General features: G+C 73.5%; 21 protein-coding genes and 1 pseudogene. 12 read left to right on the forward strand and 10 right to left on the reverse strand.

Features of this window, described 5'->3' with window-relative positions:
* Nucleotides 1-91: 91 nt before the first annotated feature.
* A complete protein-coding gene (locus tag ACFV6D_RS10940; RefSeq protein WP_380559260.1) occupies nt 92-748 on the reverse strand; it encodes a helix-turn-helix domain-containing protein in 657 nt (218 codons plus the stop codon).
* A gap of 24 nt (nt 749-772) precedes the next feature.
* Nucleotides 773-1207: pseudogene (locus ACFV6D_RS10945) on the reverse strand (zinc-binding dehydrogenase); the annotation flags it as partial.
* Between the two features lie 315 nt (nt 1208-1522).
* On the opposite strand from ACFV6D_RS10945, the gene ACFV6D_RS10950 reads away from it, so the two are divergent.
* A complete protein-coding gene (locus ACFV6D_RS10950; protein ID WP_380559262.1) occupies nt 1523-3208 on the forward strand; it encodes a GAF domain-containing sensor histidine kinase in 1686 nt (561 codons plus the stop codon).
* Here the strand turns inward: ACFV6D_RS10950 and ACFV6D_RS10955 are convergent.
* Nucleotides 3205-4188, reverse strand: coding sequence for an Acg family FMN-binding oxidoreductase (locus ACFV6D_RS10955; protein ID WP_380423141.1), 984 nt, complete (start codon nt 4186-4188; stop codon nt 3205-3207). The genes ACFV6D_RS10950 and ACFV6D_RS10955 overlap by 4 nt on opposite strands.
* Before the next feature lie 107 nt (nt 4189-4295).
* Nucleotides 4296-4973 (reverse strand): response regulator, encoded by a 678-nt coding sequence (locus ACFV6D_RS10960; RefSeq protein WP_380559264.1) that lies wholly within the window; start codon nt 4971-4973, stop codon nt 4296-4298.
* Between the two features lie 245 nt (nt 4974-5218).
* Between ACFV6D_RS10960 and ACFV6D_RS10965 the strand changes: the two genes are divergently transcribed.
* The gene (locus ACFV6D_RS10965) at nt 5219-5485 is read left to right on the forward strand and encodes an MBL fold metallo-hydrolase RNA specificity domain-containing protein (protein WP_063345864.1); all 267 of its coding nucleotides are present in this window, start codon (nt 5219-5221) and stop codon (nt 5483-5485) included.
* Nucleotides 5486-5537: 52 nt separating this feature from the next.
* Nucleotides 5538-5792 carry a universal stress protein gene (locus ACFV6D_RS10970; RefSeq protein ID WP_380423142.1) on the forward strand — a complete coding sequence of 85 codons (255 nt, stop codon included), beginning with the start codon at nt 5538-5540 and terminating at the stop codon, nt 5790-5792.
* Here ACFV6D_RS10970 and ACFV6D_RS10975 read toward each other — a convergent pair.
* Nucleotides 5747-8470, reverse strand: coding sequence for a GNAT family N-acetyltransferase (locus ACFV6D_RS10975; RefSeq protein ID WP_380559266.1), 2724 nt, complete (start codon nt 8468-8470; stop codon nt 5747-5749). The genes ACFV6D_RS10970 and ACFV6D_RS10975 overlap by 46 nt on opposite strands.
* A 218-nt stretch (nt 8471-8688) precedes the next feature.
* Here ACFV6D_RS10975 and ACFV6D_RS10980 point away from each other — a divergent pair, with 218 nt between their 5' ends.
* Nucleotides 8689-11049: a glycoside hydrolase family 65 protein gene (locus tag ACFV6D_RS10980; protein ID WP_380559268.1), complete on the forward strand. Its 2361-nt coding sequence runs from the start codon at nt 8689-8691 to the stop codon at nt 11047-11049.
* Between the two features lie 60 nt (nt 11050-11109).
* Here the strand turns inward: ACFV6D_RS10980 and ACFV6D_RS10985 are convergent, their stop codons facing one another.
* A complete protein-coding gene (locus ACFV6D_RS10985) occupies nt 11110-11727 on the reverse strand; it encodes a hypothetical protein (RefSeq protein WP_380559270.1) in 618 nt (205 codons plus the stop codon).
* 42 nt (nt 11728-11769) lie between these two features.
* Nucleotides 11770-12318 (reverse strand): universal stress protein, encoded by a 549-nt coding sequence (locus tag ACFV6D_RS10990; protein WP_380423146.1) that lies wholly within the window; start codon nt 12316-12318, stop codon nt 11770-11772.
* 228 nt (nt 12319-12546) lie between these two features.
* On the opposite strand from ACFV6D_RS10990, the gene ACFV6D_RS10995 reads away from it, so the two are divergent.
* The 3 genes from ACFV6D_RS10995 to ACFV6D_RS11005 all read left to right on the forward strand — a co-directional run bounded on the left by ACFV6D_RS10995 (nt 12547) and on the right by ACFV6D_RS11005 (nt 14904).
* Nucleotides 12547-13584: a zinc-dependent alcohol dehydrogenase family protein gene (locus tag ACFV6D_RS10995; RefSeq protein WP_380559272.1), complete on the forward strand. Its 1038-nt coding sequence runs from the start codon at nt 12547-12549 to the stop codon at nt 13582-13584.
* Between the two features lie 248 nt (nt 13585-13832).
* Nucleotides 13833-14687 carry a universal stress protein gene (locus ACFV6D_RS11000; protein WP_380559274.1) on the forward strand — a complete coding sequence of 285 codons (855 nt, stop codon included), beginning with the start codon at nt 13833-13835 and terminating at the stop codon, nt 14685-14687.
* Nucleotides 14688-14727: 40 nt separating this feature from the next.
* Nucleotides 14728-14904: a hypothetical protein gene (locus ACFV6D_RS11005; RefSeq protein WP_380559276.1), complete on the forward strand. Its 177-nt coding sequence runs from the start codon at nt 14728-14730 to the stop codon at nt 14902-14904.
* A 148-nt stretch (nt 14905-15052) separates the two neighbouring features.
* Here ACFV6D_RS11005 and ACFV6D_RS11010 read toward each other — a convergent pair whose 3' ends face one another.
* On the reverse strand, nt 15053-16039 hold the full coding sequence (locus ACFV6D_RS11010) for an Acg family FMN-binding oxidoreductase (protein ID WP_380559278.1): 987 nt from the start codon (nt 16037-16039) through the stop codon (nt 15053-15055).
* A 313-nt stretch (nt 16040-16352) separates the two neighbouring features.
* Between ACFV6D_RS11010 and ACFV6D_RS11015 the strand changes: the two genes are divergently transcribed.
* From ACFV6D_RS11015 to ACFV6D_RS11025, 3 genes are all read left to right on the forward strand, one after another.
* Entirely contained in the window at nt 16353-16541 is a 189-nt protein-coding gene (locus tag ACFV6D_RS11015) for a hypothetical protein (RefSeq protein WP_380559280.1), read from the forward strand.
* Between the two features lie 50 nt (nt 16542-16591).
* Entirely contained in the window at nt 16592-16870 is a 279-nt protein-coding gene (locus ACFV6D_RS11020; protein WP_079135306.1) for a dsRBD fold-containing protein, read from the forward strand.
* Nucleotides 16871-16991: 121 nt separating this feature from the next.
* On the forward strand, nt 16992-17270 hold the full coding sequence (locus ACFV6D_RS11025; RefSeq protein WP_380559282.1) for a hypothetical protein: 279 nt from the start codon (nt 16992-16994) through the stop codon (nt 17268-17270).
* 17 nt (nt 17271-17287) lie between these two features.
* Here the strand turns inward: ACFV6D_RS11025 and ACFV6D_RS11030 are convergent, their stop codons facing one another.
* Nucleotides 17288-17680, reverse strand: coding sequence for a response regulator transcription factor (locus ACFV6D_RS11030; RefSeq protein WP_380559283.1), 393 nt, complete (start codon nt 17678-17680; stop codon nt 17288-17290).
* 1074 nt (nt 17681-18754) lie between these two features.
* Entirely contained in the window at nt 18755-20140 is a 1386-nt protein-coding gene (locus tag ACFV6D_RS11035) for a rhodanese-like domain-containing protein (protein WP_380559285.1), read from the reverse strand.
* A 250-nt stretch (nt 20141-20390) separates the two neighbouring features.
* Here ACFV6D_RS11035 and ACFV6D_RS11040 point away from each other — a divergent pair, with 250 nt between their 5' ends.
* Together ACFV6D_RS11040 and ACFV6D_RS11045 are read left to right on the forward strand one after the other, a co-directional pair.
* Nucleotides 20391-20798 (forward strand): rhodanese-like domain-containing protein, encoded by a 408-nt coding sequence (locus ACFV6D_RS11040; protein WP_380559287.1) that lies wholly within the window; start codon nt 20391-20393, stop codon nt 20796-20798.
* Nucleotides 20795-21544: a sulfite exporter TauE/SafE family protein gene (locus ACFV6D_RS11045; protein WP_363376397.1), complete on the forward strand. Its 750-nt coding sequence runs from the start codon at nt 20795-20797 to the stop codon at nt 21542-21544. The genes ACFV6D_RS11040 and ACFV6D_RS11045 overlap by 4 nt, the downstream gene beginning before the upstream one ends.
* Nucleotides 21545-21831 lie beyond the last annotated feature (287 nt).

Raw genomic sequence — 21831 nt, forward strand, 5'->3', positions numbered from 1 at the left:
TGCTCGAACGGCTCGGACTGCGGCCCGATCCGCTGCCGCCGTGCCGCCTTCTGTTCTGCATACGTCAACGTGCCCCTGTACAGGGGCACGTTCACCCGGTGCCGATCCGGCGGCCGGTGACGCCGACCGGCTGGACGCGCACCCACAGCGGGCGGGAACCGCCGGCCCACGGGGTGGCGCCCGGGAGGGTCGAGAGCCGCTGCTCCTCGTCCGGAGTGTCGGCGTGATGGGCCTCGCCGAGGATGAGGACGCTCCAGCCACGGCTCCGATGGTCGTCGATGTGGTCCACCTCGAACGAGACGGGTGCGCCGTCCTTCGGGGCGGCGGCGCCTCGGGGAGCTGTACGGTAGGCGATCGTCCTGGCGTCCACCACGTAGTTGACCGGGAGCACGACGGGGGCCGTGGCGCCGGGCAGGCCGATGCGGCCGACACCGTGGGTACCGAGCAACTCCCAGCACTGCGGCTCGGTCAGATGGAGCAGCAGGGGGCGCGGATCGGCGTCGTCCTGCCCCGGTGGGGCGTCGGGGCGCCGGCCCGAGAGCAGCTCCGGCCAGGTCATCCCGAGCACGGCGGCGATCCGGACGAGCCCGGGCGGGTCGAACTCCGGCCCCGATTGCAGGAGTTGCCGCAGATAGGAGGGCGACATGGCGGCCCGGTGGGCGAGCATCCGTTCACTCATGCCGAGTTGGTCGCACCGCTGGACGATCCGGCGGGCGATGTCGCCCGGGTCGGTACGACTGGTCATCATTTCAACTCCTCCGTACATGGGAGGTCACGTCCGGAAGAGCACGACCTTGAGCGCCCCGGTGTCGGCGGCGTCGGCGAAGACGTCGTAGGCGTCCTGCATCTCGTCGAGGCCGAAGCGGTGGGTGACCAGGCCACCCACGTCCAGGCGGCCGACGGCGAGCGTGTCGAGCAGCAACGGGGTGCTGTACGAGTCCACCAGGCCGGTGGTGATGGTGACGTTCCGGAGCCACAGGTCCTCCAGGTGGAGCACCGCCGGCTTGCCGTGCACGCCCACATTGGCCACCCGACCGCCGGGGCGCACCAGGCGGGTGCACAGTTCGAAGGTCTCGGGGACGCCGACCGCCTCGATCGCGACATCCACGCCGAGCCCGTCCCGGCTCAGCTCGCGGACGGCCTCCGGGGCGGCCTCGGCCACGGTCAGCGCCGTGTCGGCGCCGCAGATGGTGACCGCGTCCACCCTCACAACGGCGTCCTCCGGGGCTCGAACGGCCGGGTCGGGGACGTTGCCCCAGGTGCGACGGTCGGGTCCGTGGTAGGTGAGCGCTTTCATGCTGCGGTCACTCCTCTCGGAGGGCGGAGCCGGGCGCTTCCGCTCGTTCTTCCAGCGTTCCCCGCGGTCGTACCCGCCGCCAGGGGTCCGATGGGGTGCTCCCACTGGGCCGATGGGCCCCCTTGCGCCTGACGCGCCGCAGCCGGCGCGCCTACGCTGGTCAGTGGGCACCGAGGGCGAGCCACGGAGGATCCCTTGAGCAGTGCGTCGGAGAGTCCCGACCCCGTGCCGAAGCTACGGCTGGACGAGCTCCTGGAGGAGCTCCAGGCCCGGTTGGACGCCGCCCGCGGTACCCGCGACCGGGTGCACAACCTGTTGGAGGCGGTGCTGGCGGTCGGGCGCGACCTGGAGCTGACCGAGGCCCTGCAGCACATCGTGGAGGCGGCGGTCACCCTGGTGGACGCCGAGTACGGCGCGCTCGGTGTGATCGGCGAGGACCAGCGGCTGTCCCAGTTCATCCCGGTCGGGGTCACGGACGACCAGGTCAAGCTGATCGGCTCGCTACCGTCCGGGCACGGCATCCTCGGCGAGCTGATCCGCCGCCCTGAAGCGCTGCGGCTCTCCCGTATCGCGGACCACCCGGCCTCTTACGGTTTTCCGGCCAACCACCCACCGATGCGGTCCTTCCTGGGGGTGCCGATCCGGATCCGGGGCAAGGTGTTCGGCAACCTCTACCTGACCGAGAAGCGTGGCGGCGGCGATTTCGACGCCGAGGACGAGTCGGTGCTCGCCACCCTCGCCGTCGCCGCCGGTGTGGCCATCGACAATGCCCGTCTCTATGCCCGGGCACGCCGGCGGCAGCGCTGGTTGGAGGCGAGTGCGGAGGTCACCAGCAGCCTGCTGTCGGGCAGCGGGGAGCAGGAGGTGCTGGACCTGCTGCTCGCCCGGGCCGCCGAGATCGCCGGCGCGGATCTCGCCGTCGTGGCTGTGCCGCGGCCGGATGTCGGGGAGTTGGAGGTGCGGATCGCCATCGGCCTCGGCGACCGGGCACACCGCGGTCTGGTGCTGCCGGTCGAGGGCACGTTCATGGGCGCGGCCTTCCGCACCGGCGGCCTCGTGGTGAGTCCCGATGTCCAGAAGGATCCTCGGATCACCGCCGGACCACCGCGTTGGAGGGGACTGGGCCCGGCGGTGGCGGTGCCGGTCGGCACGGCCGAGCGCGGGATCAGGGGTGTGTTGCTGCTGGCCCGGGCGGCCGGCGCAGCGCTGTTCGACGAAGGCGAGTCCGGGCCGCTGCTGGGCTTCGCCGCCCAGGCCGCGGTCGCGATGGAACTCGCCGAGCGGCGCCGCGACTCCGAGCAGATCGCGTTGTTGCAGGAACGCGACCGAATCGCCCGAGACCTGCATGACCTGGCCATCCAACGCCTCTTCGCCACCGGCATGACCCTCCAGGGCGCCACCCGCTTCATCGAGCACCCCGAGGCGACCGACCGTGTCCTGCGGGCCATCGACGACCTGGACGAGACCGCGAGGACCATCCGGGCCACCATCTTCGGCCTGCGTCTGCGCCAGAGCGGCCCGGCAGCGAGCGGGCTGCGTGCCCGGCTCGTCGACGTCGTCGAACGCGCTGCCCGCGCCCTCGGTTTCGCCCCCGCTCTGAGGATGAGCGGCTTGCTCGACGTCGTCGTCCCCACCGAGATCGCGGACGCCGCCGTCGCGGTCCTGGAGGAGGCCCTGTCCAACGCCGCCCGCCACTCCCGGGCGGGCGCCGTGGAGATCTCGGTGGACGCCGACCAGGAGCTGACGATCGTGGTCACCGACGACGGAGTAGGCCTTCCCGAAAACGGTCGCCGCAGCGGGCTCACCAATCTCGCCGACCGCGCCACCTCGCTGGGCGGCACCTTCACCGCCTGTTCCCGTCCTGAAGGCGGCACCGGTCTGGTGTGGAGAGTGCCCCTCTCGCAGCCCTAAGGCTCCGGGTCCAACACGTCACCGGCCTCCAGCCGAGGCGTCGAGGGCCCCTCAGGGCCGTAGCCGAGGCGGATCAGGATCTGGACGTAGCCGGGACGCCGGTGGGGGTCACGGGCTTCCCGGCGCAGGTAGGGCCACTCCATGGCCTGGTGCAGCAGGGAGGCTCGGACGCCGTGGACGGTGGCGGCGAGCAGGACGTGTTCCAGGGCGAGGCCGGCTCGCAGCCAGTCCTCGGGGGTGTCGTGCCCGGTTGTCAGGACGGCGATGCACGGCTCGCGTTCGAAGAAGGCGGGGGCCTGGTGCTCGGAGGCGCGGATCGCGGTGAAGTCGCGCATCGGCAGGTGGCCGGCGAGGTCCTGCGGGCCGAGTGCACCGACCGGGATGCCGTAGGGCGGTGCGTCGCCCGTACGGATCCAGCTGCGGCTCTCGGCGCGCTGGGCCTCGTCGGTGATGTTGCGGCGCTCGGCCTCGGCGGTGAGGTGGAGCAGCCGGGTGGTCTCCGCGAGGTCGGGCAGGTGGAGCATGGCGTCCTCGGACCGGGCGGCGGTGGCCAGTTCGTCGAGGACGGCCGGCGGGACGGGTTCGCCGGTGAACGGCGTACGGATGGAGTGTCGGTGCCAGATCGCCTCGTACAGTCGCTCGGTGCCCGGAACGGGCGCGGCGGACGGGGCGTCCAACCGGACGGCGGCGAGCAGATCCGGCTCGGCCGGATCGGGCAGCAGGCGCACCTCGGGTGCCCAGCCGAGGTGCCGGGCAGCGACCCGCAGGTTGAGGACGGCCGCGCCGACCGAGATGTACAGGGCCCGGCCCTGCGGATCGGCGGCGGGGACGGCCCGACTCCGGTCGGCCCGGACCTCCAGGGTCGAGGTGGCCGGCTGGAGGCGGAAGCGCCAGGGCTGGCTGTTGTGGATCGAGGGTGCGGCGACCGCTGCGGAGACGAGCTTCTCCAGTGCGGCGACATCGAGGGCGAGGGTGGTCATGACCGCCTCCGTGGGTGGGCGGGTTCCAACTCCACCGTGCGGCCGGGGCCCGGGGCGGCACTTGGGCCGTTCGGCTCAATCTCCTGGCCCACCCGGGCACCGGAACCTCAGTGCGGACGCTGGTGATGCTGCTCGGGCGACTCGGCGTGGGCGGCGAGAACAGCGGCCTGGAGGCGGCGCTCGACCCCGAGCTTGGCGAGCAGGCGCGAGACGTGGTTCTTCACGGTCTTCTCGGCCAGGTAGAGCTCCTGGCCGATCTGGCGGTTGGTCTTGCCCTCCCCGACGAGGGCGAGGATCTCCCGTTCGCGGGGCGTGAGCCCGGCGAGGGCCGCGTCGGTCCCGCTCTCCTGGTGGTGGCGCAGGCTCTCCATCAGCTGGTGGGTGGTGGCCGGGTCGAGCATGGACTGGCCCGAGGCCACCGTACGCACCGCGCTGACCAGGTCGGCGCCCTTGACCTGTTTCAGTACGTAGCCGGCCGCTCCAGCCATGATCGCGTCGAGCAGGGCGTCGTCGTCATCGAAGGACGTCAGCATCAGGCAGACCAGGTCGGGCATCCGGTCCCGGAGTTCGCGGCAGACGGTGACACCGTCGCCGTCCGGGAGCCGTACGTCGAGCACGGCGACGTCCGGGCGCAGCGCCGGCACCCGGGCGAGGGCTTGGGCGCAGCTGCCGGCCTCGCCGACGACTGCGAGGTCCGGCTCGGCCTCCAGGAGGTCGCGGACGCCGCGCCGGACGACCTCGTGGTCGTCGAGTAGGAACACCCGGACGGGCTGGGGCGTGTCCATGGCCTGCTCCCTGGGGTGCGCGGGCGGTGACTCCACCGATTCTGCGCGTCCACGCCACCTGGCGCACCCGTGTCAGTCACGCGGGACGGCGATCGGGCACCAGGCGCGAGCGGCGTCCACGCGTAGACGACCCTCAGTGGGACGTCCCAGTTCGTGGCGGTCTTCCGCGCGAAGGCGAGAACGGCTGCGGCAGGATCCCGCTCCTACGCCCGCCCGAGCCCTTCACCGGCGCCGACGTCCTGCTGATGGAGTCCACCTACGGCCACCGGCACCACGACGAGACGGCCGCCCGCGAGTGGTTCTCCCAGGCACTGGAGCGCACCCTCGCCCGAGGCGGCACCGTCGTCATCCCGTCCTTCATCGAGTGGCTGCGCCCGGCGCCGCCACCCAGCACGGTCTACCTCGTCCACGGCGAGCCGGAGGGCTCGGAGGCGCTGCGCGACCGCATCGACCGCGAGCTCGGCTGGACCGCCGTGGTGCCGCGCTCGGGCGAACGGGTGCTGATCCGGTGAGCGGCACAGCCTGAAGGGCGGGGCAGATCGACGCGGTGCGGAGGTGCCGCCGATGAACCGATTCGTCGTCGTGGGTGTGGACCCGTCGACCCGGAGCCGGGCCGCAGTCGACTGGGCCGTCGACGAGGCCTTCCGCCGACGGGCGGACTTACGGCTCGTCCACGCCTTCGAGGCCGCCCAACGGCAGTCCGCGGCCGCGCAGAACCGGAGGCCGGGAAGGTGTCGGCCGACGTGCCGTCGGGATGCTGTGCTTCATGGTGCTCACTCCCCCTCGGCGGCCGCCGGCCAGCGCAGCCGCCGCAGGTAGGGGTCGAAGGACGGCCTGCGTTCGAGGCGGACCCGGGCGTCCACGCAGACCGCGCCGTCGGGGCGGAGGATGACGGGGTTGAGGTCGGCCTCGACGAGCTCCGGGAAGTCGTCGGCGAGCCGGGACAGCCGGGCCAGGACGGACCGTACCGCCGCGAGGTCGACGGGAGGCGCCCCGCCATTTCCCAAAAGGAGGGGTGCGCTGCGCAGTTCGGCGACCATGGCGGTCAGGTCGCGCTCGCTCAGCGGGGCGAGCCGGGCCGTCCGGTCGGCCAGGACGTCGGCGGCGGTGCCACCCATCCCGAGGACGACGAGCGGGCCGAAGACCTGGTCCTGGACCACGCCGGCGAGCAGTTCCACCCCGGGCGCCGCCATCGGCTGGATCACCGCCCCGGCCAGTTCGGGACCGAAATTCTGGGCGAACTCGCGGTAGGCGCAGCGCACTTCGGCATCGGCGGCCAGGCCGGTGCGGACGGCACCCAGCGCGCTCTTGTGCACCTGGCCGGGCCAGTACGCCTTCATGGCCACCTTCCCCTCGTGCCCGAGCCGGCGCAGACCAGTGGCGGCGACGGAGGCCATGTGTTCGTCCCGGGCCCACACCGAGACGGTCAGCGGCAGCCCGTACGCCTCCAGCAGGTCGGCGGTGGACAGCGGGTCGAGCCAGCCTCCCTCGGGGTACGCGGCGAGGTAGCCGTCGATCAGACTGCGGGCGGCGCGCCGGTCGCAGTCCGGGGCTTCGGCGGGTGCGGAGGGGGCTTCGGCGAGCCACCGGGCGCGGTCCCGGGCGTGGGCGAGGGCCCGGGCTGCGGCAAGGCTGTCGGAGTAGGCCGGCAGCATGCCGCCGTCGGCGCAACCGCGGTAGCGGACGGGCACCTGCTGGTCGAGGAGCACGGCGGCGACCGAGACGCGGCGCCGGGCCGGGCCCTCCAGCAGGGCGCGCACCGGTTCGTGCGCGGGGGTGTCACACAGAGCCGTCGGTGCCAGGCACACCAGAATCGCGTCGACGGCCTCCTCGCGCTCCAACGCACGCAGGAAAAGGGCGAGTTCGGTCGGACGCACCGCCGCCGTGGTGTCCACCGGGTTGCGGACGCAGGCTCCGGACGGAAGCAGTTCCCCCAGTTCCGCAGGGAGTTCGGGCAGCGTCAGGCCGGCGTCGGCGCAGGCGTCCGCGGCCAGGATGCCGATACCGCCCGCATTGGACACCACAGCGACCGCCCCGCGCGGAGCGGGCAGCGGCTGGGCGTGCAACAGGGCGGCGGCCTCGACGAGTTCCTCGATGCTCCGGGTGGCCGTGATACCCGCCTGCCGGAACAGCGCCTCCCTGGTCACGGTGGGAGTGGCGGCCGCCGCAGTGTGCGAGGCCGCACCCCGGCGGCCGGCCGTCGAGCGTCCGGCGTCGACGGTGAGCACCGGGACGGTCCGGGTCACGCGGCGGGCGGTACGGGCGAAGGCGCGCGGGCTGCCGAAGGACTCCAGGTGGAGCAGCGCGAGGTCGGTGCGACCGTCCGCCTCCCACCACTGGAGCAGGTCGTTGCCGCTGACGTCGTACTTGTCGCCGAGCGACACGAAGCTCGACACTCCGATGCCCAGCCAGGCCAGCCGCGACAGCAGCGCGATCCCCACGCCGCCGCTCTGCACGGCCACCCCAGCGGTACCGGGCCGGGGAAAGGCGCCGCCGAACTCGGCGTCCAGCCGGACGGCGGGGTCTGTCTGGGCCATGCCCAGGCTGTTGGGCCCGACCAGCCGGATGCTGTGTCGGCGGCAGGCACCCATCAGCCGCCGGGCCTCCTCCGCCGAGAGCCCGGAGGTGAGCACCACCAGCGCCCGGACCCCGGCGGCGCCGCACTCCTCGGCCACCCCCGGGACCGCGGCGGCGGGCACGGCCAGCACGGCGAGGTCCGGCACGGCGGGCAGCGCGCCGACGGACGGGTACGCGCGCTCGCCGCCGACCTCGTCCGTGTGCGGGTTGACCGCCCAGACCGGTCCGGCGAAGCCGCCCTGCCGGATCTTTCCGAGGACGGTCCGCCCGACCGACCCCTCCCGGCGGGACGCCCCGACCACCGCGACCGAGGCCGGGCGCAGCAACGCCGTCAGGCTCGCCAGGTCGGCCCGGCGCCCGCGGTCGTCGACCGCCAGGCGGTAACGCTCGTCCGTCTCCTCCAGCGGGACCCGGAGCCTGACCTCGCCCTGGGCGAAGCGGCGCTGGACGGGCAGGCCGAGGTCGGCGAAGACCTTGTGCACCGCGCGGTTGCCGAACAGGGTGTCGGCTTCGAAGGCGCGGATGCCTGCCGCCCGGGCGGCGTGCACGAGGTGTTCCAGGAGCAGGGTGGCGACACCTCGGCCGTGCCAGGGGTCGGCCACCGCGAGCGCCAGCTCCGCCGTCTCCGGCGGGTCGTCCAGCAGTTCGCAGTCCGCCTCGCCCACCAGTTCCTCCCCCGCCCAGGCGCCGAGCGCCAGCAGGCCGGGGCGCGGCGGCCCGCACAGCCGGTCGGCGGTCTGCCCCGGCGCGGTGCGGCTGACCCCGAAGAACCGCATCCGACGGCTCTCCTCGGACATCCCGGTGGTGTGCAGGTCGAGCACCGCCTGGTGGTCCTGCGGGTCGAGTGGGCGGATCCCGACGGTGGTGCCGTCGGCCAGCAGCGCCTCGGCGGTACTGCGCGGCGGATGAACGGTGGACATGGCGCGTCTCCTCGGCCCTCGCCGATCGGTCTCCTCCAGCCTCCACGCCCGGCCACGGCCACGGGAGGGCCGACCGGCCCCGCCCGCCCGGCCGACCGGCGGCCCGGCCGTGCGCCGTCCGAGGGGCGGGCCGGTCGGGTGTTGCGCAGACTGGGGTCAGGCCGGTCGGCAGCGGAGGTCTCGTCGTGGCAACCGACACACCGGCGGGGTACCCCGTCATGCCCGATCCCTGGACCCTTCGCCACCGGGGCTTCGACCCGGCCGAGGAGGGGCTGCGGGAGGTGCTGTGCGCGGTCGGCAACGGCTACCTGGTCAGCCGGGGTGCCGCGCCGGAGGCGGTCGCCGACGGGGTGCGCTACCCGGGGACGTACCTGGCGGGCTGTTACGACCGGGCCGAGTCGACGGTCGCGGGGCGGGTGGTGACCAACGAGGACCTGGTCAACTGCCCGAACTGGCTGCCGCTGACCTTCCGCCCGGTCGGCGGCGCCTGGTTCGCCGGCCCGCCCGCCGAGCAGACCGTGGAGCTGGACCTGCGCCGGGGTCTGCTGACCCGCACCGCCCTCGTGGTCGACGACCAGGGGCGGCGGACCCGGTTGGTCCAGCGCCGCCTCGCCAGCCAGGCCCGACCGCACCTGCTCGCCTTGGAGAGCACGTACACCCCGGAGAACTGGTCGGGTGCGCTGGAAGTCCGCTCGGCGCTGGACGGCGACGTCGCCAACACCGGCGTCGCCCGCTACGGCGGACTGGCCGAGCGCCACTTCGCCTCGTTCGGCCAAGGCGTGGAGGGAGACGGGCTGCTCTGGCTTGAGGCCGCCGCGGCAGGCTCTCCCCTTCGGATCGCCCTCTGTGCCCGGACCAGGGCGCACCGGGCCGAGGTGACGGCCGAGTGCCGCGACGGCTGGGCGGCCCACGTCCTCACCGTGCAGGTCCAACGCGGCCGACCGGTCACGGTGGAGAAGACCGTGGCGCTGCACACCTCCCGCGACCGGGCGATCGAGACCCCGCTGCACGCCTCCCGGCTGCTCGCCGCCGAGGCCGGGAGCTTCGACGACCTGCTGGTCGAACACACCGTACGCTGGGCCGAGTTGTGGCGCCGCTGCCGGATCGAGGCCGACTTCGACGGGACCGGTCCGCTGCACCTGAACCTGTTCCACCTGCTCCAGACCTACTCCGAGCACTCGATCGACCTGGACGTCGGCGTCCCGGCCCGCGGACTACACGGCGAGGCGTACCGAGGGCACGTCTTCTGGGACGAGCTGTTCGTCCTGCGGCTGCTCAACCTGCGCTTCCCCGAACTCGCCCGCGCCGTACTCCGCTACCGCCACCGCCGCCTGAACGCCGCCCGCCAGGAGGCCCACCGGATCGGCCTGCGCGGGGCGATGTACCCGTGGCAGAGCGCGAGCGACGGCCGCGAGGAATCCCAGCAGCTCCATCTGAACCCGCTGTCCGGCCGCTGGCTCCCCGACCACAGCCACCTCCAGCGGCACGTCGGTTCCGCGGTCGCCTACAACGTGTGGCAGTACTACCAGGCCACCGGGGACCGGGACTTCCTCGCCTCGGCGGGCGCCGAGACGCTGCTGGAGATCGCCCGGTTCTGGTCCTCCGCCGCCAGCTACGACCGGGGACGCGGGCGCTGGTCGATCCGCGGTGTGCTCGGCCCCGACGAGTACCACGACGCCTACCCCGGGACCGACCGGCCAGGTCTGGACGACAACGCCTACACCAGCCTCATGGCCTCGTGGGCGCTGGCCCGGGCCCAGGACGCGCTGGACGTCCTGCCCGGCTACCGGCGCGAGGAGCTGCTGGAGCGCCTCTCCCTCGACGCCTTGGAGCTGGACCGCTGGCAGGAGGTCGGCCGTCACCTCCACATCCCGTTCCACGAAGGCGTCCTCAGCCAGTTCGACGGCTACCAGCAGCTGGCAGAGCTCGACTGGGCGGCCTACCGGCGCCGTTACCCCGACCTGCGTCGGCTCGACCGCATCCTGGAGGCCGAGGGCGACACGGTCAACCACTACAAGGCGTCCAAACAGGCCGACACCCTGATGCTCTGGTACCTGTTCTCCGCCCGCGAGGTCCGCGACCTGCTACGGCGCCTGGGCTACCCCGCCGGCCACGAGCTGCTCCGCCGCACCACGGACTACTACCTGCGGCGCACCGTCCACGGCTCGACGCTCAGCTCCGTGGTGCACGCCTGGGTGCTCACCCGCTCCGACCGCCGCGCGTCCTGGCGGTACTTCCGCGACACCCTGGCGGCCGACCTGCGGGACAGCCAGCGCGGCACCACGGCGGAGGGCGTCCACCTGGGCGCGATGGCGGGCGCGGTCGACCTGCTGCAGCGCTGCTACACCGGTCTGGAGGTCCGCGAGGACGCCCTCTGGCTCGACCCGCACCTGCCCTCCGCCCTCGGCCGGCTGGACCTCGACCTGCGTTACCGCGGCCACTGGGGCCTCACCATCACCGTCGACCGCCGCACGGTCACGGTGAGCCTGCGCGAGGACCGCCAAGAGCCGGTCCTGATCCGGCTGCGCGGCACACAAGCCGTGATCCGACCGGGCGAGGCCCGCCGCTTCCACCTCTGACAGTGATGATGTGACTGGTGGTTCTGCTGATGAGCCTGACTCGCCCTCTGACAGCGGCCTTCACCGCCGCCCGGACCAACCCGGTTCCACCTGCTCCCAGGCTGACCCCCAGCCGTCCTCCGCCCGCTGTTCCAGCCGGTGGCGGCACAGCGCGAAGCCGCCCTCCGCAGCCAGCCCGAGCACGAAGACCGTACCCAGGCCCACCAGAGCGGCGTCCGACAGGATCCCCGCGACCTCCTTGGGGGCGCCGACCGGGTTCCCGGCGTCGTTCAGCCCGACCACAACGGCCGTCCCGGCCGGCGTGCCATCCGGCACCGGGATGGTCCCGCCACCCGGCCCGGCCGGGTACGTCCAGCGGGCCGGAGCATGCGCCCGCGGGCTCCCCTCCCGCAGGTCGTCCGACTGGGCCGGACCCGTGGTGACGGCGGTGACGACGTGCCGGTGCCGGACGACCTGCTGCGCGGTGTGCGTCCCCGCACCGAACACCAGGAGCGCCGCCACCAGAGCCACCACGAGCGTGGCGAGCACCGTCAATGCCAGCGCGGCCACCAACCGGCTGTACGTCCGGTCCACCGGGCGGCAGAGCGGATTGAGGTCCAGACCGACGGCCCGCCGGACGTGCTGGCGCAGCGACGTGCGCGGGGCCGGGTGGCTGTGTGTGGTGGCTGCGACGGACATGGCGCGCCTCCTCCGTGCCGGGGTGGCATGTGCCCTCGCAGATCAGTCTGCCGAGCCCGCTTCCGCCTCCCGAGGGCCTGACGGCCCTGGTGTCGGGCCCGAGGGGTCCTTCGCTGCAGGTCGCTCGTCCCCGGCCGGGCCGGCCGTGAAGTCGCCGCGGACGAGGACCACGGGGCAGCGGGCGTACCGGACGCAGTACCGGGAGACCGAGCCGAGCAGCGCGCCGACGAAGCCGCCGAGGCCTCGGCTGCCGACCACCAGCAGTGCGGCCCCCGCAGAGAGCTTCACCAGGACCTCGCCGGCACTGCCGTGCTCCACCCGCTGCCGCACGACGGCCCCCGGGCACCGGCCCGTCTCCCGCATCACCACCTCGGCGAGCTCCGACCCGGCGACGGCGTCGGACTCCTCCGGGGACACCGTGATGCCCCGTCCGTAGACACCCGGCTCATCCCAGCTGGTCACCGCCTCCACGACCGCGCCGGTCAGCCGGGCCTCCCCCAGAGCCCAGCGCAGCGCTGCTCGGGACGGACGCGAGCCGTCCACGCCGACGACGATCCGCCGCTCGTCCGTCGTCCGGTCGATGCCGTTCATTTCGTTCACCTCCGTGCAGCGCCGGCCCTCCGCTGCGTCTGCATTCCCCAGCACACCGGCTATCGGGTACCCGCCGCTTGGACCGGCGGGCCCCAGGGCCGGGGCCGTCCGGCCCCTGTACAGCCCGCCCACAGTGGTACGCCATGGAGGTAGGGACAGGATCGCAGTGTGCGCGGCTGCTCGGCCGGGATGATCCTGAAGCGAGGGGCCACAACACGCGAGGCAGCGATGAACACCGAAGAAGCACCGGGAGAGACCGAGGCCTGGGTCGTGGCGCAGCCGGGGCCGGTGGGTAGGGCGGGCCCGGGGCCGTTGGTGTGGGAGCGGCGGCCGCTGTCCGCGCCCGGATCGCGGGAGATCCTGGTGGAGGTGGAGGCGTGCGGGGTGTGCCGTACGGACCTGCACCTGGCGGAGGGGGATCTCGCTCCCCGGGTGGCGCGGTGCACGCCAGGGCACGAGGTGGTCGGGCGGGTGCGGGCGGTCGGTCCCGCGGTCGAGGAGTTCACGGTCGGGGACCGCGCCGGGGTGGCCTGGCTGGCCCGGACCTGCGGCAGCTGCGGGTACTGCCGGACGGGGCGGGAGAACCTCTGCCCGGATTCGCGCTACACCGGCTGGGACCGGCACGGCGGCTACGCCCGCCATGTGGTCGCGGACGCCCGTTTCGCCTACCGCCTGCCCGAAGGGCCGCCCGCCGAGGAGCTCGCCCCGCTGCTGTGCGCCGGGATCATCGGCTACCGGGCGCTGGAGCGGGCCGAGCTGCCGCCGGGCGGGCTCCTGGGCATCTACGGCTTCGGCGCGTCCGCGCACCTGACCGCCCAGCTCGCCCTCGCCCGGGGCGCGCGGGTGGCCGCGTTCACCCGGGGTGCGGCGGCCCGACGGCTGGCGCTGGAGCTCGGCGCCGAGTTCGCCGGCGACTCGTACGACCCGCCCCCCGAGCCGCTGCACGCGGCCGTCCTCTTCGCCCCGGCCGGCGAGCTGGTGCCGGTCGCGCTCGCGGCGCTGGACCGGGGCGGCACGCTCGCGGTGGCCGGCATCCACCTCAGCGACATCCCGCCACTGAACTACCAGCGGCACCTCTTCCAGGAACGCACGCTGCGCAGCGTCACCGCCAACACCCGGGCCGACGGACAGGCCTACCTGGCCGAGGCCACCCGGACCCGCCCGGTGGTCCACGTACGCCGCTACCCGCTGCGGAACGCCGACGCGGCCCTCGCCGACCTCGCCGCGGACCGCGTGACCGGGGTCGCGGTGCTCGTCCCGGAGTAGGCGAAGGCGGACCGGGCCCCGACAACCGTGGCGCCATGCGCGCGGCGCGATCGGCTCGCAGCCGAGGTCTGGCGGCGGGCGGCCCCGGTCGCGGAGGACCGCCTCCTCGAAGGCATCGGGGCCCACCGGCCCGCGTCGCCGGGCCCGACCGGCCCTCCCCTACGTGCACGACAGCGCACGACGATGAGGGTGGTCAAGGCTCCCGCAGAGCCGGTGACGGCGCCGGCCAGGGCCGAAAGGAGACCGCGATGAACGGCTTCGAAACCCGTCGCCCCGTGATCGTGGGCATCGATCGCTCCGAGGCGAGCCGCTGGGCCGTGCGCTGGGCGGCGGACGAGGCCGTCTGGCGCGGCCTGCCGCTCCAGCCCCTGCACGCCCAGGAATGGCCCACCGGCCGGCCCGATGGGGACCGGTGGACGATCGGCTTCCGCGCCGCCGGCGACACGCTGCTGGACACCGCCCGGTTGCTGGCCTCCGAACGCCACCCCGGGCTGGAGATCACCCCCCGGCTCGCCGAGGGCCGCCCGGTCCGGGTGCTGCGCGAAGCAGCCGACGAGGCCGCGCAACTCGTCCTCGGCATCCGTCGGCTCACCGAGGCGCACTCCGCGCTGCCCATCGGGTCCAAGGGCGCCTCCCTGGTCGGACACCTGCACTGTCCGATCGCCCTCGTCCCGGAGCCGCCCGACGGCGTCTCCGGTCCCGGCCCCGTCGTGGTCGGAGTGGACGGCTCGGAGTCCTCCCGGGCCGCGATCGGCTTCGCCTTCGAGGAGGCCTCGTTGGCCGGGGCCGACGTGCAGGCCGTGGAGATCCGCCGCCCCGCCGACGCCGCACAACCGGACCTGGTCGAGGAGTCCCTGGTGGACCTGTCCGAGGCGCTGGCCGGCTGGCAGGAGAAGTACCCGGACATCCGGGTACGGCGTGAGGTGCTCACCGGCTCTCCCGCCCCGATGCTGGCGGCCGTCGCCACCCGGGCCCGCTGCCTGGTCATCGGCAGCCGGGGCCTCGGCGGCTTCCGCGACCTGCTGTTCGGCTCCACCGGCCGCGCCTTGGTGCACCGCTGCACCGTCCCTCTGGTGATCGTCCCGAACAGCGAACCGGCCTGAACAGGGAGATCGCCATGAGGACCACGGCTGGAGCGTGCACGTGAACGGGACCGTCTCACTCGTCTCCGACGAGGAGGCCCTGAGCTGGTTCAAGCGGCACGCCGACCCCCACCCCTGGGCGGGCGGTACCCGGGACACCTGGATGCGCATCCGGCCCACCGGGATCAGCGGCCGGGTCATCCGCCCCGACGGCCCTCCGACCGTCGCACCCGAGTAGGTGGAACGGATCCCGCGATGACCACGCTCGCGAGCCCGCCCGGCTGAGCGTGCACGCCTGCACGGTTCCCCAACCCCCTCCCTCGCTCCCTCGACGCCACGCCATACGGCCCGTCTCCCCCTGAAAAGACGGGCCGGCGGACATCCGACTACTCCTCCGACGGGTCCAGGATGTCCTCGACCCGCCGACGCGGGCTGGCCACACCGGGCGGGCCGTAGCCGAGGCGCAGCACCAGTTGGACGTACCCGGGCCCCTCGTCCGTATCGCGCAGACGCCAGCGGGTGTCGGGGATCTCCACGGCCTGGTGCAGGACGGAGGCACGCAGGCCGTGGTCGGTGGCGAGCAGCCAGACCCGTTCCATGGCCTGTCCGGTGCGCAGCCAGTCGGCCTGGCCGTCGAGGTGGGTGGTGAGGGTGGCCAGTTGCGGCAGCGCCTCGAAGCGTTCGGCTGGGGTGGCATGACGCGGCGGGTGTCCGGCGTAGCCGCGCATCGGGACGCGGGCGTCGCGGTCGTGCGAGCCGAGGGCGGCGAGCGGGATGCCGTCGTAGGAGGGCTCCAGCCGTAGCCAGCGGCGGGTCTCGGCCTCGCGGGTGACGTCGGCGGCCATCGCGGCCTCGGCCTCGGAGGTGAGGGCGAGCACGCGACGCACCCCGTCCTCCTCCAGCACGGTGAGCGTGACGCCTTCGTCCCGGGCTGCCGAGATGAGGTCGGCGACCAGTGCCTCGGGGACGTCCCGGTTGGTGAACGGCTGCCGGCTGGAGTGGCGCCCGGCAATGGCCGGGTAGAGGTCGGCACCGAAGGGCTGCCGTGTGCGGGCCTGCGTGGAGAGGTCGAGCACGGCACACGGTTGCGCGCCTTCGCCGGACGGCAGCAGCCGGACGGCGGCCTCGCGGCCGAGGTGCGCGGCGGCCACGCGCAGATTGAACAGGGCAGCGCCGATCGAGATGTGCAGCGCCCGAAGGTCCGGGTCGGCAGCCTGGACGGCCCGGCTCAGGTCGGCGTGGACCTCCAGCCCGAGCCGGTCGGACGTGGGGCGGAAGCGCCAGGGCTGGCTGTTGTGCAGCGAGGGCGCCAGGCCTCCGGCTTCGGCCAGCAGATGCAGGTCCGCGATGGTGAGGGCGGTTTCGGTGGTCATGATGATTCACTCCCAGCTCCCAGCTCCCAGCTCCCAGCTCCCAGCTCCCAGCTCCCGGCGGGGAGCGCCGGTACTTCGAGCATCCGTCGGGTCGGTGGCGCCGGGCGAGGGTCCTACGGCCCTGGTCTCACGACCGAGCGGGCACCGATGCTCACCGATGCGTCCGGCCTCGTCGGACAGGTCCACGCCGGCCCCCGCAGATAGGGCCCACCGGAGGGCCGAACAGCCCTGCTGTCTCGCACCCGGCGGCAGTCTGCTGGACAGGAGAGGTCCGGTTCATCGTGCCGGGCCCTGAGTACCGGAGGCACGGGCCGTGCTGACCGACGACTCCCGCACCGCCACCCGGCAGCTGATGCACACCACCAGCGGACGCACCATCGCGGTGTCCCGCTTCACTCCCGAGGTCCTGCCGGACACCGGCCGCATCGTCCTGACCGTCCGCGCACCGATCGGCGCGACCGAAAAGCCCGCTCGCACGATCGAGATCACGCGGGGCGGTTGACCTGACCGGCCGGGCGGGCCCGAGCCCGCCCGGCCCCGAGAGGACCGGACATGAGCACGAACACCACGACTCCGATACGCACCAAGCGGTGGAGCCTGCGCCTCGACCTCTTCGAGGAAGGTGACACCACCAAGGTCCACGCCGTCCTCGACACCGGCGACAACACCCTGGAGTCCCGCACCACCGCCCGCCGTAACCCGCACGACCCGCTCGTCCCCGAGATCGGCGACGAGTACGCCGCCGCCCGCGCCCTGATCGACCTCGGCCACCAGCTCCTCCGCGCCGGAATCGCGGACGCCGCCGCCAACGACCGCTCCCTCGCGGGCTGATCGGGCCCGTAGAGTTCGCGGAGCTTCCGCGAACCGTGGTAGCCGGAGAACATCAGGCAGGTGGACGACTACGTCCTGTTGGGGCTGCTCGTTCACGAGCCGTGCCGAAGCCACCGGCGAGATGGCCGCCGTCCTGGACGGTGAGCTGCGCGGCGGCTGCGAGAACCGCGATGCCCTCTACACGGGGACGCCGACCGGCCTGTTCCACCCCGGCCCTCAGCCCGAATCGGTCAAGTCGGAGAAGGCCGACCAGATCCGCAACCGGCATGAGCTCGCGCCCGTGGCGACCGTCCGCCCAAGTTTCGACAAGAGCGTCCATAATCGACCAGCCGTGCGCACGGGGCTGCACGTCGCCCGCCGCCTCTTCGAGGAGATCCGGCAGCGCGGATTCCCCGGCTAGGAGCAGGTCGCCCCCGTCTACGTGCGCCTGGCTGCGGGAGGCAATCCCCCGCAGCCAGGGGCCACTCCGTCCTCAGCCTGCCCTGACCGTCGGAACAGCAGTGCGGCCTGGAGCCGACTGGTGACGCCGAGCTTGGTGTTGATCCGGCTCGCGTAGGTCTTGACCGTGGAGACAGCCAGGCCGAGGCGCTGGGCGATGGCGGTGTTGGGCAGGCCCTCGGCGAGCAGGTCCAGCACCGCGCGCTCCTGGTCGGTGAGGGTGGCCAGCGCGGTCGAGGTGGAGGCGTGGGTGCGCATGCCGTCGAGGCCGTGGCCGCCGGAGGGCAACAACAGCGTCTGGGGCGGTCCGCCCGCGGAATTGACGATGGCGATGCGCAGTGTGTCCGGGTTGACCTCGACGGTGACGTCCACTTCGGCGTCCGGAACGTGCTTGTGGGCGTTGGTCAGTGCCTCCTGGACGATCCGGTAGGCCGCGTACTGAACGTCCTGTTTCGGTTTGAGGGTCGGCGCCGGGCGGGGTGGGTGTCGGTGGGGAGGGTGTCGAGCCAGCCGGTGAGTTTGCGGTTGTTGGCGTGGGCGATCTGGCACGCGAGGAGGAGGGGATGGGCGAGCTGGGCACGTTCCTGGACGGCTACCTGCGCGGGTGGCTGCCCGACGGCCCGGATCGACCTGGCCATGCTGCTGGTCAACCTTGAGCGGTCCGACGAGTCCGAGGCGCTGCTGCACGAGCTGATCGCCTCGGCGCACCCCGTGGCGGCGGGCACCGCCACGGCCTTGCTCGGCGTGCTGCTGCTGTACACGGACCGGTGGGAGGAGGGGCGGGCCCACCTGAGGACGGCCGTCGACACCGCCAGGGGACCCGCGCTCCAGCTGGCCCGCTTCCACCTGGCCAAACTGCTGATCGAGCAGGACGAACCGGAGCGGGCCGCCGAACTGCTGCATGCGGTGGTCGAGGACGAACCCTCGGAGGCGACCGAGGCCGCCCGGGCCACCCTCGCCCTGCTACTGGTGCGAGCCGGGAAAGCGGAAGAGGCCGCCGAACTGGTCGCAGGCGATGCCGGTTCCGCCGACCCGCGAACCAAGGAGACGGCCTTCGCCGAGGCCGGCGAGCACCTATTCGACGCTGTCTGGCCCAGCCTGATCCGGATCGGCGGGAACGGGGCCGGCGGCACGGTTGGCTGTCCTGCCCTGCCAGGGGGCCGGGGAAACGATCTTCAGAGTTGTGGGAACGAACCATCTGCCGGCTGGGTGAAGTCGCAGGTCAGCGGATTGTGTCGGTTCCCGACCAGCAGCACCCCACACCCTCCTCAACCCGGCACACCGCACGATCCGTGTCATGTGAGGCCTCAGGACATTGTTGACGCGGTGTTCTCGGGACTCTCTCTCGACGAACCCTCGCCCAGGACGGCGCCTCGGGAACGAACTTCACCGGACTCCAGGACCGGGATCGTGCCCCGACGGGTGGGTGGCCCGGGGCGGCTGGGTTCAGGCCCGGGTGGGGTGGGTGAGGGTGTGCCAGGCGTTGTAGCCGCCGAGGAGGTCGGAGACGTCGGTGTGGCCGTGGTGGCGCAGCAGGCTGGCGGCGATGGAGGAGCGGTGGCCGCCGGCGCAGTGGACGACCAGGGGGTGGCCGGTGGGGATCTCGTTCAGGCGGCTGGGGAGTTCGGTCAGGGGGATGTGGAGGGATCCTTCGATGGCGCCGGTTTCGCGTTCGCCGCAGGTGCGCACGTCCAGGACGGTGGGGGGCTGTTCGTCGGCGAGTGCGGTGCGGAGTTGGTCGGCGGTGAGGCGGCTGGCGGGGGTGAGGTCGTCGGCGAGGGCGGGCAGGGCGTTGTCGGGGTTGCTCAGGTAGCCGGCGATGCGGTCGAAGCCGATGCGGGCGAGGCGGGTGACGACTTCGTCCTCGCGGTCCTGCGGGGCGATGATCGCGATGGTGCTGTCGGGGGTGAGGACGGTGCCGGCCTGTTCGGCGAAGCGGCCGTCGAGGGGGACGTTGAGGGCGCCGCGGACGTGTCCCGCGCCGAAGTCCTGGAGGTTGCGGGCGTCGAGGACGACGGCGCCGGCGGTGCGGGCTTCCTTGAGGCCTTCGGGGCACAGGGGGCGGGCGGCGTTGGTGCGGTCGAGCAGCGGGTGGTCCTGCCGGTTGAGGGCGGCGCCGTGGCCGAAGTAGGCGGGGGCGGCGGTCTGGCCGGCGGTGACGATGCGGACGAAGGTGTCCTGGTCCATGGGCTGGCAGGCGTAGTTGGTGCGGCGCTGGGTGCCGATGGTGGAGCGCTTCTCGGTGGAGAGGTTCTTGCCGCAGGCGGAGCCGGCGCCGTGGGCGGGGAAGACGAGGGTCTCGTCGGGCAGGCCCATCAGCTTGTGGTGGACGCTGTCGTAGAGCATGGCGCCGAGTTCGTCGGCGGTGACGCCGGCGGAGGCGAGCAGGTCGGGGCGGCCGACGTCGCCGATGAACAGGGCGTCGCCGGTGAGCACGCCGTACGGGACGGTGTCGTCGGGCTGCTCGTAGACCAGGATGCTGATCGACTCGGGGGTGTGGCCGGGGGTCTCCATGATCTGGAGGGCGACGTCGCCGAGTTCGATCCGTTCGCCGTCGGCGAGCTTGCGGATCGGGTACTCGGTCTCGGCCCGGCGGCCGTAGCCGATCCAGGCGCCGGTGCGGTCGGCCAGTTCGAGGTGGCCAGCCAGGAAGTCGGCGTGGAAGTGGGTGTTGATGACGGCCTCGACGGTCAGGCCGCGGGCCTCGGCATCGGCGACGTACTCGTCGACGTCGCGGCGGGGGTCGACCACGACGGCGCGGCCGGTCCGCTCGTCGGCGATCAGGTACGAGGCCTGGGAGAGGCAGTCGAGGTAGAACTGGGCGAAGTACACGGGGAACCTCCTGGGCGGCGTCGGGCGCCTCGGCGTGATTTCGATACCCCCACCGGTATATGTGCCAGCATACCGCCCCACGGTTGATACGGGGCGGGGTATCGCCGAACGAGGTCGATAATACCCCCAGGGGTACTATGGTGGACATTGCGAGGGACCGGCCGTCGCCACCGGAGACGGGTGGCGCCAAGGAGGCGCTCACACCCCCCGGCGAACCGGCCCACGCCACACCAGACCATCGGAGAACCGCATGCCCCCGCTGTCGCCCAACCCCGGGCAGACCACCCCCGCCCAGGCCCACCGGCTCGCCCACGCCGGCGCAGCCGTCCTGCTCGACGTCCGGGAGCGCGGCGAGTTCACGGCCGGCCACGCCCCCGGCGCCCTCCACCTGCCGCTGATCGCCCTGGCCGCCCGCGAACCGCTGCCGCCCGAGGCGGACGGACGGCTCGTCCTGGCGATCTGCCACTCGGGCAACCGCTCCGCACGGGCGGCGCAGCTGCTCGCCGAGCGCGGCGTCGAGGTACTGAACGTCGTCGGCGGCATGGCCGCCTGGGAGCGGGCCGGGCTGCCGGTCACCACGCCGGGCGGCAGCGGCAGCAGCAGCGGCAGCAGCAGCGGTGGCGGCGGGAACTCCAGGGACGCCGGGGACGCGATATGACCGCGCTGCTCCTGGCGCTGGCCGCCGGGGCCGTGGTCGGCCTCGCCCTCGGCGGCCTCGGCGGGGGCGGCAGCATGCTCGCCGTCCCCGCGCTGGTCTACCTGCTCGGCTTCAGCCCGGCCCTGGCCACCACCGCCGCCCTGGTGATCGTCGCCGCGACCTCGCTGACCGGCCTGCTCGCGCACGCCCGGGCGGGCCGGGTCCGCTGGCGCACCGGCGCGCTGTTCGCCGCCGCCGGGCTGCCCGCCGCCACAGCCGCCGGGGCGCTCTCCGCGCACCTGCCCGGGGCGCTGCTGACCGGCGCGTTCGCCGTGCTGGCCGGGTTGGCCGCCTGGCGGATGCTGGTGCCGCCGAAGGCCGCCCCGCAGGAACGTTCCGCCGCCGGGTGGGGCCGCTCGACGGCGACCGGCGCCGGGCTCGGCGCGGTCACCGGGCTGCTGGGGGTCGGGGGCGGGTTCCTCGCCGTCCCCGCGCTGGTCTCGGTGCTCGCCTTCACCATGGCCGAGGCGGTGGGCACCAGCCTGCTGGTGATCACCGCCAACGCGCTGGCCGCGCTGCTGCCCCGCCTCGGCGCGACCGGCGCCATCGACTGGGCGGTGGCCGCCCCCTTCACCGGGGCCGCGATCCTCGGCGCCTGGGACGGCAAGCGGCTCGCCGACCGGCTCAGCGGGCGCACCCTGCAACGGGCCTTCGCGTTCGCCCTGCTCGGCGTGGCCGCGCTGATGCTGGTCACCGCCCTGCGCTGATGCCGGCCATCTCCCTGCACTGATGCCGTTCACCACCCTGCACTGACGCTGGCCACCGCCCCGCGCTGACGCCGGGCGGGCCCCGGCTCCCGGCGCGCGAACCCGGAGAACGAGCGAGGACGAGTCCGGAGGGCTGCAGCCGACCGTGCGCCGACCGTTGACGCGGCTCGGATAGGCATGTGACATTGCACATGTCACCCGACGCCGCTCAAGGGATTTGAACGTTCAAACCCCTGCCCGCGCACGCCGCCCCGCCCCTGACGCACCGCCAGCCGTCCGACAGGAGA

The sequence above is a fragment of the Kitasatospora sp. NPDC059812 genome (assembly GCF_042732075.1).
In the GTDB taxonomy this organism is placed as follows: Bacteria; Actinomycetota; Actinomycetes; order Streptomycetales; family Streptomycetaceae; genus Kitasatospora.